This window comes from Nostoc sp. UCD121, assembly GCF_014222285.1.
Classification (GTDB): Bacteria; Cyanobacteriota; Cyanobacteriia; order Cyanobacteriales; family Nostocaceae; genus Nostoc.
Window position 1 is genome coordinate 1 of record NZ_JACKZS010000172.1, and the last position, 16,467, is coordinate 16,467.

General features: G+C 41.3%; 14 protein-coding genes. 11 read left to right on the plus strand and 3 right to left on the minus strand.

Annotation, left to right across the window (positions count from 1 at the left end; genetic code table 11):
- Positions 1 to 88: 88 nt before the first annotated feature.
- Entirely contained in the window at positions 89 to 1,273 is a 1,185-nt protein-coding gene (locus GNF10_RS27260) for a M20 family metallopeptidase (protein WP_185581976.1), read from the plus strand.
- Between the two features lie 81 nt (positions 1,274 to 1,354).
- Here the strand turns inward: GNF10_RS27260 and GNF10_RS27265 are convergent, their stop codons facing one another.
- The 3 genes from GNF10_RS27265 to GNF10_RS27275 form a co-directional block, all read right to left on the minus strand.
- The gene (locus tag GNF10_RS27265) at positions 1,355 to 2,407 is read right to left on the minus strand and encodes a hemerythrin domain-containing protein (RefSeq protein WP_185581977.1); all 1,053 of its coding nucleotides are present in this window, start codon (positions 2,405 to 2,407) and stop codon (positions 1,355 to 1,357) included.
- Between the two features lie 280 nt (positions 2,408 to 2,687).
- On the minus strand, positions 2,688 to 4,154 hold the full coding sequence (locus tag GNF10_RS27270) for an ABC transporter substrate-binding protein (RefSeq protein ID WP_185581979.1): 1,467 nt from the start codon (positions 4,152 to 4,154) through the stop codon (positions 2,688 to 2,690).
- A 72-nt stretch (positions 4,155 to 4,226) separates the two neighbouring features.
- Positions 4,227 to 5,597, minus strand: coding sequence for a serine/threonine-protein kinase (locus tag GNF10_RS27275; protein ID WP_185581980.1), 1,371 nt, complete (start codon positions 5,595 to 5,597; stop codon positions 4,227 to 4,229).
- Positions 5,598 to 6,422: 825 nt separating this feature from the next.
- On the opposite strand from GNF10_RS27275, the gene typA reads away from it, so the two are divergent.
- The 10 genes from typA to GNF10_RS27325 all read left to right on the plus strand — a co-directional run bounded on the left by typA (position 6,423) and on the right by GNF10_RS27325 (position 16,443).
- On the plus strand, positions 6,423 to 8,213 hold the full coding sequence (gene typA / locus GNF10_RS27280) for a translational GTPase TypA (protein WP_185581415.1): 1,791 nt from the start codon (positions 6,423 to 6,425) through the stop codon (positions 8,211 to 8,213).
- A 284-nt stretch (positions 8,214 to 8,497) separates the two neighbouring features.
- Positions 8,498 to 10,102: a DUF4435 domain-containing protein gene (locus GNF10_RS27285; protein WP_185586464.1), complete on the plus strand. Its 1,605-nt coding sequence runs from the start codon at positions 8,498 to 8,500 to the stop codon at positions 10,100 to 10,102.
- A 463-nt stretch (positions 10,103 to 10,565) separates the two neighbouring features.
- Positions 10,566 to 10,793, plus strand: coding sequence for a type II toxin-antitoxin system Phd/YefM family antitoxin (locus GNF10_RS27290; RefSeq protein WP_185586465.1), 228 nt, complete (start codon positions 10,566 to 10,568; stop codon positions 10,791 to 10,793).
- Between the two features lie 167 nt (positions 10,794 to 10,960).
- Entirely contained in the window at positions 10,961 to 11,176 is a 216-nt protein-coding gene (locus tag GNF10_RS38940) for a type II toxin-antitoxin system VapC family toxin (protein WP_260446105.1), read from the plus strand.
- Between the two features lie 104 nt (positions 11,177 to 11,280).
- Positions 11,281 to 12,444 (plus strand): DUF58 domain-containing protein, encoded by a 1,164-nt coding sequence (locus tag GNF10_RS27300; protein WP_185586466.1) that lies wholly within the window; start codon positions 11,281 to 11,283, stop codon positions 12,442 to 12,444.
- Positions 12,445 to 12,756: 312 nt separating this feature from the next.
- Positions 12,757 to 13,122 carry a ferredoxin thioredoxin reductase catalytic beta subunit gene (locus tag GNF10_RS27305; RefSeq protein WP_185586467.1) on the plus strand — a complete coding sequence of 122 codons (366 nt, stop codon included), beginning with the start codon at positions 12,757 to 12,759 and terminating at the stop codon, positions 13,120 to 13,122.
- Positions 13,119 to 13,511: a DUF309 domain-containing protein gene (locus GNF10_RS27310; RefSeq protein ID WP_185586468.1), complete on the plus strand. Its 393-nt coding sequence runs from the start codon at positions 13,119 to 13,121 to the stop codon at positions 13,509 to 13,511. Before GNF10_RS27305 ends, GNF10_RS27310 begins: the two co-directional genes overlap by 4 nt.
- 233 nt (positions 13,512 to 13,744) lie before the next feature.
- The gene (locus tag GNF10_RS27315) at positions 13,745 to 14,251 is read left to right on the plus strand and encodes an LptA/OstA family protein (RefSeq protein WP_185586469.1); all 507 of its coding nucleotides are present in this window, start codon (positions 13,745 to 13,747) and stop codon (positions 14,249 to 14,251) included.
- A 30-nt stretch (positions 14,252 to 14,281) separates the two neighbouring features.
- Positions 14,282 to 15,010, plus strand: coding sequence for an LPS export ABC transporter ATP-binding protein (gene lptB, locus GNF10_RS27320; protein WP_185586470.1), 729 nt, complete (start codon positions 14,282 to 14,284; stop codon positions 15,008 to 15,010).
- 323 nt (positions 15,011 to 15,333) lie between these two features.
- Positions 15,334 to 16,443, plus strand: coding sequence for an LptF/LptG family permease (locus GNF10_RS27325; protein WP_185607277.1), 1,110 nt, complete (start codon positions 15,334 to 15,336; stop codon positions 16,441 to 16,443).
- Positions 16,444 to 16,467 lie beyond the last annotated feature (24 nt).

Sequence of the window (16,467 nt, forward strand, 5' to 3'; positions counted from 1 at the left end):
CCCTTCAACTATCCTTGTATAGCAAAAGCATTTTGTTTGTTAATGGTTCTTTATCATGGGAAAAAAGCTTGTAGATTAATTGAGATTGATGCTTACCCATATTAAAGACTTAGCAGCAAAACTAGCGCCTCGCTTGATTGAAATTCGCCGCCACATCCACTCTCACCCAGAACTCAGTGGTCAAGAGTACCAAACAGCAGCCTTTGTAGCTGGTGTTTTGTCTTCCAGTGGTCTGCACGTACAAGAGGGAGTTGGTAAAACGGGTGTAGTTGGAGAACTCCAAGGTACTGGCCAAAATGACCGTTTATTGGCAATTCGCACCGATATGGATGCCTTGCCAATTCAAGAGGGCACAAATTTGGAATACGCCTCTCGTGCAGAGGGTGTTATGCACGCTTGTGGTCACGATGTTCATACCACCGTGGGGTTAGGAACAGCGATGGTTCTGTCCCAGATGGCAGAGGAGTTGGGTGGGAAAGTGCGGTTTTTATTTCAACCAGCCGAGGAAATTGCTCAAGGGGCAAGCTGGATGGTGAAAGATGGGGCAATGGAAAACGTCTCAGCTGTATTAGGGATTCATGTTTTCCCTTCTATACCCGCAGGATCTATTGGCGTGCGTTACGGGGCTTTAACAGCCGCCGCTGATGATTTAGAAATTCTAATTATGGGAGAATCTGGGCACGGGGCGCGTCCTCATGAGGCCATTGATGCAATTTGGATTGCTTGCCAAGTTATTACTGCATTGCAACAAGCCATCAGCCGAACACAGAACCCCTTGCGTCCTGTAGTATTGAGTATCGGGAAGATTAATGGTGGCAGAGCGCCGAATATAATTGCTGATAAAGCGCAGTTATTGGGAACGGTGCGATCGCTCCATCCCGAAACCCGTGCCCATCTGCCAAACTGGATTGAAAACATTGTATCTAGTGTCTGCCAGACTTACGGGGCAAAGTATCAAGTCAATTATCGCCAGGGTGTACCCAGTGTTCAAAATGATTATGCTTTGACGCAATTGTTACAATCAGCCGCAGAAGAAGCGTGGAGTAGCGATCGCGTCCAAGTTTTACCCGAACCTTCCCTTGGTGCTGAAGATTTTTCTATGTATTTGGAACACGCTCCTGGTTCCATGTTTCGTTTGGGTGTCGGCTATAAAGAAAGAATCATTAACCACCCATTACACCATCCCCAATTTGAAGTCGATGAATCTGCCATTATCACTGGGGTTGTAACTATGGCATATACCGCTTATAAATACTGTCAGCAAAATTTTTAAACAAAAACTCCTAGCACATCAGCGCTGGGAGTTTTTGTTTAATTAACCTTGTTTAGCTGATATAGAAAGCTCTAAAGCATCCTACACATTCGATTCGCTAACAACACCTAATTTCTCTTGAATTCTGGTCTTAGCGGCTTTGAATTCAGTAGCCAGTTGCTCACTTTGATCGCTGCTCAAATTGTTACGGATGGCAGCAAACATTGTGCTTTCTTCTTGACGAATATGGTCGCCAATAATGTCCATCAACTGTTTGATTCTATCTTTGAATTGACTAGAAGAGGGGTCGATAGCCTTAATTTCTTCTAACAAGCGCTTCTGTTGAGCTTGTTCGTCAAAAAGCTCTTGAGTGTTATCTTGACCGTAGAAAGGACGTACTCTTGGATAGACTACTTCTTCTTCAGCTTCAGCGTGAGCAGTTAGATCCTTATAAATTTGACCGAAATACTCTTGGATCTTTTGTGGATTGTCGCTTTGCAGAAGTTCGGTAAATAGGGTATTTACCTTGTTGTGATCGAGGCGGATGACATCTTGGATATTCAGATCCTTTTTGTCACTGGTTTGGGTAACAGCGCTGCCTACTACACCACTGACTGCGGCCATAGCGTCTTGAACACGCGCCCAAATTCCTTGATCTGCATCTTGTCCAGTGAATTCACGGACACCAAGAATTTCTAGAATACCTTTGAGTTGCTCTTGGTGAGCGCGGTTCTCAAAGTTAATGGTATTCAAAGGCCCGATCGCTAGCAACACATCAGCACCCACTTTTTGAGCAGCCTTGTGAACAATCAAGCCACTCATTACTAGTTGATGTTTCAGCAATTCATGCTGAGATACTTTTTCATACAGGCTCAATTCAGAACCTTTGAACAATTCACGAGCTTTTTCAATGAATTCTGTAACAGTCTTTTTGGGTTCAGCCTGAATGCCATACTGACCAATTACAGTTTCCAGAACGCCAAGATTTTTTTCGTCATCGTTGAGGAAATTGCGGATGCGATCGCCAATCTCTGCATCAAGTCCTTGCGTCAAAAGCAATCTCTCATTTTCGATAACCAACTGTTGAAGTGCTTTGATACTTGCCAATTTTACAGCAATAGCATTGCGTTTTGTATCATCTAAAGTAGCTACCATCCGTAGTTCTCCTCGGCAAAGTGTTCATAATTATTACTTGCTATAACTTTGACATAGGGGTTAGAAAGATTTCATCTTTCTTTTGAGTGATAGCTCTCATGACTCTGGGTAGAAAAAACTTTAGCGTTACACAACAGAAATACAAATTAAAGCGATCACCCAGATTTATAGTTCTAAATTAGGGACAGATATTCTGTATTACATCCAAATTGAACAGATAAACAGATTAGCTAATTTTGAAGCAATCTATATCTCTGGAATGAAAATTCATGTCAAAAAATTACTTCTTATTCAAGAGGGCAAAATCATAATCAGTTCCAGAAGAACAACGCTCACAACGCTCGATTTTGACTAGTAAAGCTTCTCCTTGGCGCTCACCTGAAGGCGAAAACTTAATCATTCCTGTGGCTCCAGAAGTTGAAAAATCACCATTAGACAATACCTTTTGCAACCCTTCTCGGGTATTATCTTGTTTCAAGCCAGTGATAATTACTTGGAGTGCGTCATAAGCGCCGGCTGTTCTCTGATTTACCCGCGCATTCCAAAGCTTAAAGGCATTTTCTGCAAATGGATTATTTTTATTAGCATCACGATGCCAATACACAGGTAGTACCATTCCCTCAAGATCCGTGCCATTTTGCAAAGTTGTTGAACTGTACATAGTTTCGGAAGCAAAGAGAGGCTTCCTGCCTTTAACCTCTTGTGCTACTTTGGTGGCAAAATATATATTTCTGACTGAAGGTAATAGTAAAAAGCCACTGGCGTTTTCTGTTTCTATAGCTTTATCTACAAAAGCTCTATAGTCCAAATCTTTGTCTGCCAAATTGCAAGGCGTGTTAATAACCTTACTTCCATATTTTTGGAGAGCTTGAGTGTACTGTTCTACAAGTATCTGATTAGATGAGGAACCTGAATTATCTCTTGAGCTACGAATATCCCCACAAATAGCAACATTTCTTCCCTGTCGAGCAATGTACCGAGCATGAGTATCTACTAAATTATCATATAGCGGATTTACATGAAATAAGTAGTTATTTGTGGAACTATTTGCCTGACTCCTTACTAAATTAGTATCTAACTTTTCTTGATTTTCGGTTTGAGTTGGGCGCTCGACAGGAAAGACTAACACCAATCGATTTTGATTATAAATTGCAGCATTACGTCTAACTCCCACTGCTGCCACAATGCTCTTGTCTTGAAATAATTCATTATCTAATCGTGAAAAATCTTCTCTATTCTCAGCACTGGCAATCACAATTTGCAGCTTCTTACCATCAATTCCTCCTTGGTTATTAATTTCATTTTGAGCTTGAGCTACACCACGCAAAATTTCTTCTGATAAATTAGAGTCAAAATTAATTGATGCTATCACAGCAACTTTTAGAGCGCTATACCTATCTCGTGCAATTTTAGCGTTATTTAAATAAATTAGAGTTTCTGGGTCATTAGGATTATTTTTTAAGGAAGCGCTAAACTTTTGAACAGCAGTGGTAAAATCTTTTTGCTCAAAAGCTTTAACTCCATCTGTTTTATCAGGGTATGTTTGCACTTTCAACAAAATTCTTGTACCCAGATTCATCAATGGAGGCTTATTCTTAACTTCACTTGAACTAGAAGTGGGGTTGTTTAATGATGTTATTATGATACTAGAAGAAAGTTGCCTAATTACCCACAAAATAGCTGCTACCATTACTCCAGCCAGTCCCAAAGAAATAAGCAACTTCAGGTTCTCTTTTTTATTTGTCATGAATAATACTCCAAATTATAAAAAGCTTATTAAAAATCAATATACAGTGGGAAATCAACCTATACTTAAATTTTAAAAATATTTAGAAATAAGTTTGTTTATTATTTCTGACATACCCACAATAATAAGCGTCAAAAGACCTGCAAGCAAAACTAGCAATACTAGAAGCAAAAGTCCATTAATTCCAGATTGCAGAAGATTATTTGTGAGCAAGCTTTTGAAAGTCAATACAATTAGTGAATTTGCTATTATAGCAATCACAATTAAATAACTCTTTTCCAAAAGCGAGCGAGATTGGATTAAGATTACCCCACCTAAAATTAGTAACCATAATCCAGAGCTAATCCAAGTAGTTCCTAAAAAACTAATCAGTGCGATCGCTAACAATGAACTACCTGAACCTGTAATTATGGCTCCAGAGAATAATTTATTATTAGAGAATTGTGGTAGATATCCAGTTGTTTTTTGTTGAGTTTGTGATTGTGACTCTAATAATTGAGAAGGTGAAATGACTGTAGGAGGTAATGTATGCCTTAGTGGTGGTAGATTATTCAAGTCTTGTAAGACAGCCTGTGCAGACTGATAACGCTGCTCATGATTTTCTTGGAGTAATTTGTCCAGAATCAATTCTAATTCTTGACTTATGGGTTGTGTCAAATGCTTCCGCCAACTAGAAGTCCAACCATAGCCTTGTTTGAGCCAGAAATTCGAGGGAGAAATATTTGTTAGTAGATGAAAGCAAGTTATGCCTAAACTATACATATCACTGGAAGGAAAAACTTTACCAAATTGCATTTGCTCAATTGGTGCATAACCTAATGAACCAATAATTGTTCCAATTGCAGTGGTTGTAGTTTCCGCCTTTTGCTTTGAAACCCCAAAATCAATCAGTACTAACTTCTTATCACTCTGACGGCGAATAATATTTTCTGGCTTAATATCTCGATGAATTATTTGCTGTTGATGTATAGCGACCAGCACAGATAATAGATCATTCAAAAAAGATCGAATTTTAGCTTCATCAAAAAAACCGTATTGTTTTAACTCCTGCAACAGATTTTGACCTTCGATAAACTGCTGCACTAAGTACAGATATTCACCTTCCTTAAAATATCCATACAAATTAGGAATTTGTAGATGTTCGCCTAATTCTTGTAGACGTTTTGCCTCTCGTTCAAACAATTGAGTTGCTTTTTGATGTGCGTGAGTACCTTGACTGCCATAAAATTGACTGAGAACCAGTTGCTTCACAACACATCGTTCATTTAGCTTGTCTATATCCTCTGCTACGTATGTGCGTGCAAACCCTCCTCTCCCTAATGGTGCGATTATACGGTAACGATTTCTAAGTAGCGATCGCAACTGTGTCCCGCAACTGAGGCAGTAATTTGTCCCATCAGGATTTTGGGGATTCTCGCAATTGGGATTTAGGCAGCAGATCATACTAATTATTTTATTGCTGTCAGTTTATTAATTTTTAAATTATACGTTGAATACCGTATAATCTCAGTGCTGCAACGTTTCTACATGGACACTTATTGTAATTGCTGTAAAATATTGGCTAGTTTTATCGCCTTATTAAATAAATTTTGTTGAAACTTAGCAAAATGGAGCAGATTGCACTTTAGAATTCAAATTTTTCTCTTATTTTGCAAGATCCGTAATACCAAATCCAACTTCACGTAATTTTTGAATTGTATATTTATCACTCTGTAATTGCTGTCCTCATAACCAAGCTATTATTCAAAACTCCAAAATGCTGATGTCAAATATCGTACAAGGTAGACTAATTTACAAAAGAAAATATATCTTAATGTACATAATTTCATAAGTTCATAGCGAATCCTCTTGAAAAACTCTGCGTACCTTTTCCCAGCGTCCCTACCCTGTGGTAAGGCGTACCACTCCGTGGAAGCAAGCTACGCGTAGCGTCTCGTAGATAAGTGCATCTGGTTTGATTTAAAACTGCTAAGAATTAATGCAAATTTGTACTTAGGAAGTTTTAAACAGAGATTTACCCACTGTTAAACTACATTCGGTTAAATCTTCTAATAAAATCGGGTAAATAATTCAACGCTAAGTAAATATTCACCCTGCCTAACTTTCTCTCTTATGCAACCTTGACAAACCTCACCGCAATTGTGACGATTACGCTAGAATTGTTAAAGGTTCTTTACAGAAATTGCTGATCATCCCCAATTCTGTTAAAACAGCCTAGCATTCAAATGTAAATCTAAAAACCCCCTCTAGAGTTCACCAAAAGCTTCTATGACGCTCCCAATTCGCAACGTCGCCATTATCGCCCACGTTGACCACGGCAAAACCACGCTGGTTGACGCACTCCTCAAACAATCCGGCATTTTCCGCGAAGGCGAAGACGTTCCGGATTGCGTTATGGACTCCAACGCCCTAGAACGGGAACGGGGTATTACTATCCTGTCCAAAAATACAGCAGTTCGCTACAAAGAAACACTAATCAATATTGTTGATACTCCTGGACACGCTGACTTTGGTGGCGAAGTTGAACGTGTACTCGGCATGGTTGACGGATGTCTGCTGATTGTCGATGCCAACGAAGGCCCCATGCCCCAAACGCGCTTTGTTTTGAAAAAAGCTTTAGAAAAAGGGCTGCGCCCCATTGTTATCATCAACAAAATTGATCGTGGTCAAACTGACCCCCACGTTGCTGTCGATAAAGTATTGGATCTGTTCTTGGAATTAGGGGCAGATGAAGACCAGTGTGATTTTACCTATCTGTTTGCCTCCGGTATGGGAGGTTTCGCCAAGGAAAGCCTAGAAGCCGAATCGGTAGATATGCAACCTTTGTTTAACGCGATTCTGCAACACGTTCCACCACCAGTAGGCGACAGCAATAAGCCTCTGCAATTGCAAGTTACAACCCTAGATTATTCTGAATATCTGGGACGGATTGTGATTGGTAGAATTCACAACGGTACTATCCGCTCAGGACAACAAGCAGCTTTAGTAACAGAAAATGGTACTATTGTCAAGGGCAAAATTACCAAATTGATGGGCTTCGATGGGCTGAAGCGCGTAGAGATGGAAGAAGCAACCGCAGGTTATATTGTGGCGGTGGCTGGTTTTGCTGATGCTTATATTGGGGAAACGATTACTGACCCCAATCAACCGCAAGCTTTACCACTAATTAAAGTGGATGAACCAACCTTGCAAATGGCCTTCTGGGTGAATGATTCGCCCTTTGCTGGTCAAGAAGGCAAGTTGGTAACATCAAGACAAATACGCGATCGCCTATTCCGCGAACTCGAAACCAACGTTGCTTTGCGTGTCGAAGAAACCGATTCTCCCGATAAATTCCTCGTTTCCGGTCGTGGAGAACTTCACCTGGGTATCTTAATTGAAACCATGCGTCGGGAAGGCTTCGAGTTTCAGGTATCTCAGCCACAGGTAATTTACCGCGAAATCAACGGTCAACCTTGCGAACCTTTTGAACTCTTGGTGTTAGACATTCCTGCTGATGGTGTGGGTAGCTGTATTGAACGCCTGGGACAACGCAAAGGCGAAATGCAAGATATGCAACCAGGTAGTGGCGATCGCACCCAGTTAGAGTTTGTCATTCCCGCCCGTGGTTTGATTGGTTTCCGGGGTGAATTCATGCGGATGACTCGTGGCGAAGGCATCATGAACCACAGCTTCTTAGACTACCGTCAAATCAGTGGCGACATTGAAGCTCGTAACAAAGGCGTTTTAATCTCCTTTGAAGAAGGCGTTTCTACCTTCTACGCTATGAGAAATGCCGAAGATAGAGGAGCATTCTTCATTACTCCCGGCACAAAGGTTTACAGAGGCATGATTGTGGGAGAACACAATCGTTCCCAAGATTTGGAACTAAATATCTGTAAAACCAAGCAGTTGACCAACCACCGCGCTGCTGGTGGCGATGAATTGGTTCAGTTGCAAGCACCAATAGACATGAGCTTAGAGCGTGCTTTGGAATACATTGGCCCCGATGAATTGGTGGAAGTTACACCCCAATCGATTCGTCTGCGGAAGATGTCGAAGAAGTTGGCGAAACGGTAAGTAAGAATTCTTAATTGATTTAAAAAGCCCGCAGATGCGGGCTTTTTAATTTATTATTTACATTTATTTGCATTGCATCACGTACCTGATAAAGGAGCTTTTACATAAGTTATTTCAAAGCAAGAGGATACTCAGAAACTTGTGACAAAATCTTTTGAAATTGATTTTTTTTATAAAAATTATTGATATTATCCCACATTCAATAAATATACGTAAAATATAGTTACAGTGATTAATATTTATACAGTATTTTGTACTACACAACTGAAACTAAAAAAAGACACATGCCTTTACAACCAAGGCTATACTTACCTACACCAGATGAAACCGGAAATAAAGTTGAGATAAAACACAACGGATCGGTAGTTATTGTAGGTGCTAATGGCTCAGGGAAAAGCAGACTTGGAGCGTGGATAGAGAGAAATGCTGACAACGACGTTATTGTTCACCGCATATCTGCCCAAAGAGCATTAGATATTCCTGAATATGCCTTAATCAAGTCTCTTGAGCAATCCCTAAATGATTTAATTTGGGGCAACGAAGATTCTAGGTATGCCAACAAGCAATATAAATGGAGTCACCGTTGGGGAGGAAAGCCTGAAACTTACCTCCAGAATGACTACGGAAAAGTCCTTTCCAATTTGTTTGCACGAAGTGCGGAACGCGATAGAAAGCACACTGCGGAAACACGTTTAAAGCAGATATATATTTCTGTGCCAGATGCTCCAATTGAGGTTCTAGCCCAACTATGGGAAGAAATTCTCCCTCATAGAAAAGTATTTTTAGAGGATGGAAAGGTAAGTGTCAAAGACGTTACTTGTGGCACCGAGTACAACGGAAACGAAATGAGCGACGGCGAAAAAGTGGCACTATATTTAATGGGGCAGTGTCTATGCGCTCCTCCAGGATCAATATTAGTGATTGATGAACCCGAAATACACCTGCACACGTCCATAATGCAATCTCTATGGAATAAGCTTGAGGAAGCAAAGCCAGACTGCCTTTTCGTCTACATTACGCACGATCTTAATTTTGCTTCTACACGTGTTAGTACAACAAGTATATGGGTTAAAGAGTTTAACGGTATTAACAAATGGGTATGGGAAGAAGTTCCAGAGGTCGATGAGTTTCCTGAAAGCCTATTGCTTGAGTTGCTTGGTAATCGCAGAACAATTATTTTTGTTGAAGGGGAAAAAGGGGGGAAAGATCACTCGATATATCAATCAATTTACAGAAATTATAACGTCGTACCTCGAAGTGGTTGTCAGAGTGTCATTGAATCAGTTCGCGCTCTTAGGCTTAATTCGTCTTTCCATCATGTCAAGGTTTTTGGACTCATCGATAGAGATTATCGAACGGACGATGAAATACAATCACTTTCAATTGATGGCGTGTTTTGTATTGATGTTGCAGAAATCGAAAACATTTTACTTAATGAGGAAACGTTACGCCTCATAGCTACAAACCAACGCCTTGATTCTGACGATGTTGTTACTCGTGCAACCGAGATGGCGAGAGGACTTCTTAACAAAGAGGTAGAGCGTCAAGCCTCACTGCGAACATACAGGGCAATTGAGAACAACCTACGTAAGATTGATACTAAATCAGTTGGGCTTCAGGCAATAAAGGACTCTGTTGCAAATGCCACTGCTGCACTGAATATCGATGTGACATACACAGACAATCTTAATTTGTACATTAGGTTAGCTGCTTCTGGTAATCTGAACGAAATATTGAAGTACTACAATAACAAAGGACTTGTATCAAATGTTTGCTCGATTTTCGAGCTTGGTCGCAATGGTTACGAAAAACTCGTCCTTCGTATGCTTAACTCCAATGATCGAGAGCAGGTGATAAACGGACTTCGGCAGTTTGTACCAGAGATATAACAACGCCCCATGCACAAGACTGTCAAGAATTTCTCGTTTTTATAGATAAGCTGTTCGTCATCTAGTTTTACAGGGCAATCTAAGGCAGCAAATGGGTTTAGGCGCTAAATTATCAAATTTAGATGCGCGTCAGCTTACCTTGTCTGCGGCAGGTGATGGGCAACTTTAAGCCTGCCAAGTTATTAAAGAGGGCACAGTTAAGAAGTTATGGGTAAAAAGTGATCGTCAAGCTACAAAAATTTTTACAGTGCGATCACCAAACCATAGTCATAGATTTATAGTGCGATCGCCATTGCCGTACATTTAGTCAAATTTTTGAGTCAAAATGAAGAGGACTGAAAAAGGATTATTCTCATAACTATTCGTGAAACTGCGATCGCCATTGTCAACATGAAAAGATCCTTGAGTCAATAACTGACGAAGAAGTTATATTCAAAATATCGGGTTTTGGTAAAAACTATCAATGCACCAAGTTAATTTGAAAGAAGCTGAGACTCGCCTAGCAGAATTAATTGAAGAGGCGGCTGCTGGAGAAGAAGTCATCATCATTCGTAATGATGGGACATCTTTCAAAATTGTGCCACTTGGTGGAGTAGAAGCACGCCCAAAGTTTGGTAGTGCTAGGAGTTTAGTAAAAATGTCAGATGATTTTGATGAGCCGTTGGCAGATTTTGAGGAATACGCTCCATGAGACTCCTGCTCGATACTCATACGTTTTTATGGTTTATTGAGGGCAGTTTCAACCTCAGTGACACAGCAAGAAACTTGATTGAAGATCGGGAAAATCAAAGATTTTTGAGTATTGCGAGTCTTTGGTAAATTTCTATCAAGGTCAGTATCGACAAGCTAAAACTGGAAATGACTTTTACTGAGTTGGTTAAACAACAGGTTTATGGTAACGCTATCGAATTGCTTGAAATACGACCAGAACATTTAGATGAGTTAGCAAAGCTGCCTTTTTATCATAAAGATCCATTTGATCGGCTCATAATTTCTCAAAGTTTGGTGGAGAGCATACCTGTAATTAGTAGAGATAGTGTGTTTGAAAATTATCCTGTGCAGATATTGTGGTAAATGGTACCGCAGTCAACCAAATTTTAGAGCGGTTTCGATAAGGACATCAGGCGCAACCCCTGAGACACTGTGAATTTCGGGTGGTGTTGGGTTAAAAAAGAAACATGAAAATCATTAAACCCCTCACTAATTGGTTAGAAACCCGCGCTTGTGCCCCTACTTATGGCGGTTGGGTACTAGCAGTAACCGCTATTTGTTTTTTTGGAGCAGGTATCAATACGATGGCTGGTTGGCTTTACGCCATTAGCGGCATCAGTTTTGCGCTTTTGGGTGTAGCAGCCATCTTACCGCCGCGATCGCTCACAGGTCTATCCATCACCCGCCGTCCCATGCGGCCAGTGTCAGCAGGTGACGATCTAACGGTGGAATTAGAAATCTGCAATCAGACACAACAGCCTGTAAGCTTATTGCAAGTTGAAGATATACTGCCCTTCGTCTTAGGGAAACCAGTACAAAAGGCAATCGAAACAATTCCTAGCCAAGGCAGTTACCGTTGGGTATATTACCATCCGACTCAGCGCCGGGGTGTTTATCGCTGGCACACAGTTGAACTTGCTTCTGGTGCGCCTTTGGGATTGTTTTGGTGTCGCCGTCAGCGTGATTGTGCAGCCACAGCGATCGTTTATCCGACAGTGTTGCCCTTAGCTAACTGCCCTTTAGTAGACGAAATGGGGCAAGAAGAGAGCAAAAGAGGCGATCCTCGTGGTAGACCTTTGCAGACAGCTACAACCGGGCTGGTGCGATCGCTCCGTCCTTATCGCCTTGGAGATCCCACCCGTCTAATTCACTGGCGGACTAGCGCCCGTTATGGGGAATTAAGGGTGCGGGAGTTAGAAATGGTAACAGGTGGACAAGAAATAGTTATTGCCCTTGACAGCGCTAGCAATTGGGAAAAAGAAAACTTTGAACAAGCAGTAATTACCGCAGCTTCGCTGTACTTTTACGCACAGCAACAGCAATTAGAAGTGCAACTGTGGACAGCATCGACAGATTTAATCAAAGGCGATCGCTTTGTCCTAGAAACTTTAGCAGCAACCACAGCCTTAGAAGATGCCAGTTCAGTTGTTCCTAAAAGCTATCCTTTGATTTGGCTGACTCAAAACCCTCTGAGCATTGCTACTCTTGGTCAAGGTAGTCGCTGGGTTTTGTGGCAAAATATTTCTTCACCAGCAGAACAAGAGATAATCAATCGCGATCATCCTGGTATTTTTGTGCAGAGCGATCGCCTTCTGCAACCCCAGCTACAAAAAACATTAGATTTATTATAAATTGCAGGAATTATTGGGAATTGGAAATTGGGAGTTGGGAATTGCGGACAATAGGAAAGACTTGTTGTAAGGTTCTCACTCAAATCACCTTTTCCCCTTGTCTCCCCTACTCCCTGCTCCCCTGCTTCTTCCTCATCCCCAATTCCCATTCAAGTTAAACTTTTATCTGATCCCAGCACACTGGACATATCAGCCCTTGAAGAAAGGTAAAACAATTTGAAAGGTTAAGGTTGGGGAAATACACCCAGTAATCCCTTAGTGCGGCTGAGGTACAATGCAAAGAAATATTTAAATTATGAGCGACCGATCCCCATGATCACATCAGAACAAAACACAAAATCCAGCGATAAAAGCCTAGAGGCAATGCGGCATTTTTCCGAACAATACGCCAAGCGTACTGGAACATACTTCTGTTCTGAACCTTCTGTTACCGCAGTTGTGATTGAAGGACTAGCCAAACATAAAGACGAACTAGGTGCGCCTTTATGTCCCTGTCGCCATTACGAAGATAAAGAGGCTGAAGTCCATGCCACATATTGGAACTGTCCCTGTGTGCCAATGAGAGAACGCAAAGAGTGCCATTGTATGTTGTTTCTCACCCCTGACAACGAGTTTGCTGGCGAAAAACAAGATATCTCTCTGGAAACAATTAAAGAAGTCCGAGACAGTATGGGATGAGCGAAACCATCCCCCAAGAGTTTTGGCAAGGCGTAGAACAGTTCAATTCTGGCCAGTTCTATGCCTGTCATGACACTTTAGAGGCTTTATGGATTGAAGCCAGTGAACCAGAGAAAACCTTTTATCAAGGCATTCTCCAAATTTCTGTAGCATTGTATCATTTGGAAAATCGGAACTGGCGAGGTGCAGTTATTCTACTGGGAGAAGGCGGCAATCGCTTACGGCGTTACCCATCTAGTTACGGCGGCGTTGATGTTGATGAGCTATTGAGTCAGAGCGCAGCCTTGTTGACGACATTACAACAAATAGGGCCAGATAAGATTACATCTGGCGATATTGGTGAAAATAAGGTCTTATCTTTGCCTAAAATTGTGCTGTCTACTGATTAGACATCTGGTAAATTAATTATGCGTTGTCCGAAATCCTTGGTAGGCACAATTCATAAATTGTGCCTGCGTCATTTTCACTCAGATGTTAATTAGCTGAAACCTTGAGGTTAGGGGTAGCGTCACTATTTCAGCCAGTAGTTATCGGAAATCGCTCCAGATTGTATATTTCATAATCTGGATAAAGTACTTGAGATAATTAGAATGCTAGCTGAAATCCCGAATCCCTAATTGCTATGATGCCCTGCTATCAATTGCCCATGTCACAGTTCCGTCGCTTTGGATTAGCTTTAATGCTGCCAGTTGCACTATTGGGCACTTTTGCCTTCCCTACCCAACTGCAAACCGCTACTGCACAAACATCTAAAGACAATCGTCCCCTGACTATCCGTGCTGATGTGCAAGAATATGATGCTAAAAATCAAGTAATCACCGCTCGCGGTAACGTGCAAATGTTGTATCCTTCTCGTCAGCTTCAGGCAACATCTGCCCAAGCACAGTACTTTAGTAAGGAACGCCGAATTGATTTCAGTGGCAACGTCTATATTTTGCAACAGGGCGGTAACAGTATCCGGGCAGAGAAGGTAACGTATTTAATTGATGAAGGGCGATTTGTTGCTTTACCTCAATCCAACCGTCAGGTAGAGTCTATATACATGATTGAGGAATCAGATAATGGTGGACAAACTGCGACACCCGCCCCATCTGTACCACAAACACGACCTTTGAAGCCTTCTAATTAGCATTTACCACCAAGAAAGGGTGCTTCCAGCGTGAAAATTGTTTTAGAGAATATTCACAAATCTTACGGCAAGCGAGTAATTGTTAATCGTGTCAATCTTTCTGTTGGTCAGGGCGAAATCGTTGGTTTACTAGGCCCCAATGGGGCTGGTAAAACTACGACTTTTTATATTGCCACGGGTTTAGAAAAACCCAATCAAGGGAAAGTTTGGTTGGGTAATCTGGATGTTACAAGTATGCCAATGCACCAAAGGGCGCGATTGGGTATTGGCTATTTAGCGCAAGAACCAAGTGTTTTCCGCCAACTCTCGGTACAGGATAATATTCTGTTGGTGCTGGAGCAAACGAAAGTGCCACGACGGGAATGGTCAAGACGACTCACAACTTTACTCCGGGAGTTTCGCTTAGAAAAATTAGCCAATAGTAAAGGAATTCAACTTTCTGGTGGTGAGCGACGGCGGACAGAATTAGCGAGGTCTTTAGCTGCTGGAGTAGAAGGGCCAAAATTTTTACTTTTGGATGAACCATTTGCGGGGGTTGATCCGATCGCAGTCTCAGAAATTCAGCACATTGTCGCAGAATTGCGCGATCGCGGCATGGGAATCTTAATTACAGATCATAATGTCCGCGAAACCCTTGCGATCACCGATCGCGCCTACATTATGCGCGAGGGGCAAATCCTCGCTTTTGGCGGTGCTGACGAACTTTACAGCAATCCCCTCGTGCGGCAATATTATTTAGGGGATAATTTTCAAGCCTAAATTCACAATTATTTAGTTAATAATTTTTCAAAGACTATTTTTATATTTAATTTTAATTATCAATTTATTAATTTATTTGTTCTGCTTTCTCAGCCATTGAGAATTAAATTTTGATCCTAAATACAGCACATACAGCAGTTTGCAATCAAGTGAGGTAAAGAACTTAGACTTCAACACAAAAGATGAAGACTATTTTACTTCTACCTCCTGCCTGCTGCCTTTTACCTCCCATTTTTACCAGGATTGCAAATTTTAAATTGCTTATGATTTCAAAGAACTTCCCGTCTTTCTACAACCTATATTCGCTGCTACCTTTTACGATCATGGATCGTTATCTTACCAGCGAATTGATAGCGCCGTTTTTCTTTGGTGTCGGAGCTTTTTCATCACTTGGTGTCACAATTGATGCTGTATTTGATCTAGTCAGAAAAATCGTAGAATCTGGGCTACCGATAGATATTGCCATTCAGGTTTTTTTGCTAAAGTTTCCCAACTTTATTGTTCTAGCCTTTCCCATGTCTACGCTGCTGGCTACTTTGATGACCTACAGCCGTCTTTCTAGCGAGAGTGAACTAATTGCCCTGCGTGGTTGTGGAGTGAGCGTCTATCGCATAGTGCTAACTGCTGTGATGTTGAGTCTTGTAGTCACAGGAATGACATTTGTATTCAACGAACAAATTGCACCAGCAGCAAATTACCAAGCGGGGATAACTCTGGAGAAAGCCCTGAAATCAGATAAGCCAGCTTTTAAACAGCAAAATATTTTCTATCCTGAATACCAGGATGTTACACAACCGGATGGCTCTAAGAATAGAATATTGACACGCTTGTTTTACGCCGACCAGTTTGATGGTAAGCGGATGACAGGTTTGACGATCATAGACCGTTCCACCAAAAATTTGAATCAAATTGTAGTATCAGAATCTGCCCAGTGGAATCCTTCTCAAAATATTTGGGATTTTTACAACGGTACGATTTATTTTGTTGCAGCCGATCGCTCATATCGCAACATCGTCAGATTTGAACACCAACAACTGCAACTACCACGCACGCCATTAAGTCTGGCAGAAAAAAGCCGAGACTATGGCGAGATGAATATTGCTGAAGCACTAGATCAACTACAAGTAGAATATCTTGGTGGCGATCGCCAAAAAATTCGTAAACTCCAAGTGCGGATTCAACAAAAAATTTCCTTGCCCTTTGTATGCGTGGTTTTTGGCTTGGTAGGTGCAGCAATGGGAAGCATACCCCAGAGAACTGGAAGAGGTACCAGCTTTGGGATTAGCGTTGTAGTTATATTTTCGTACTACTTAATTTTCTTTATTAGTGGTGCGATCGCGCAAGCAGGTGCCCTCTCTCCCTTTATGGGCGCTTGGTTGCCCAATTTTGTTTTCTTGGGAATAGGTATATTCAAGAGTTATGTAGTAATTTAAGGAATCTAAGCCTGTTTAGGCTTG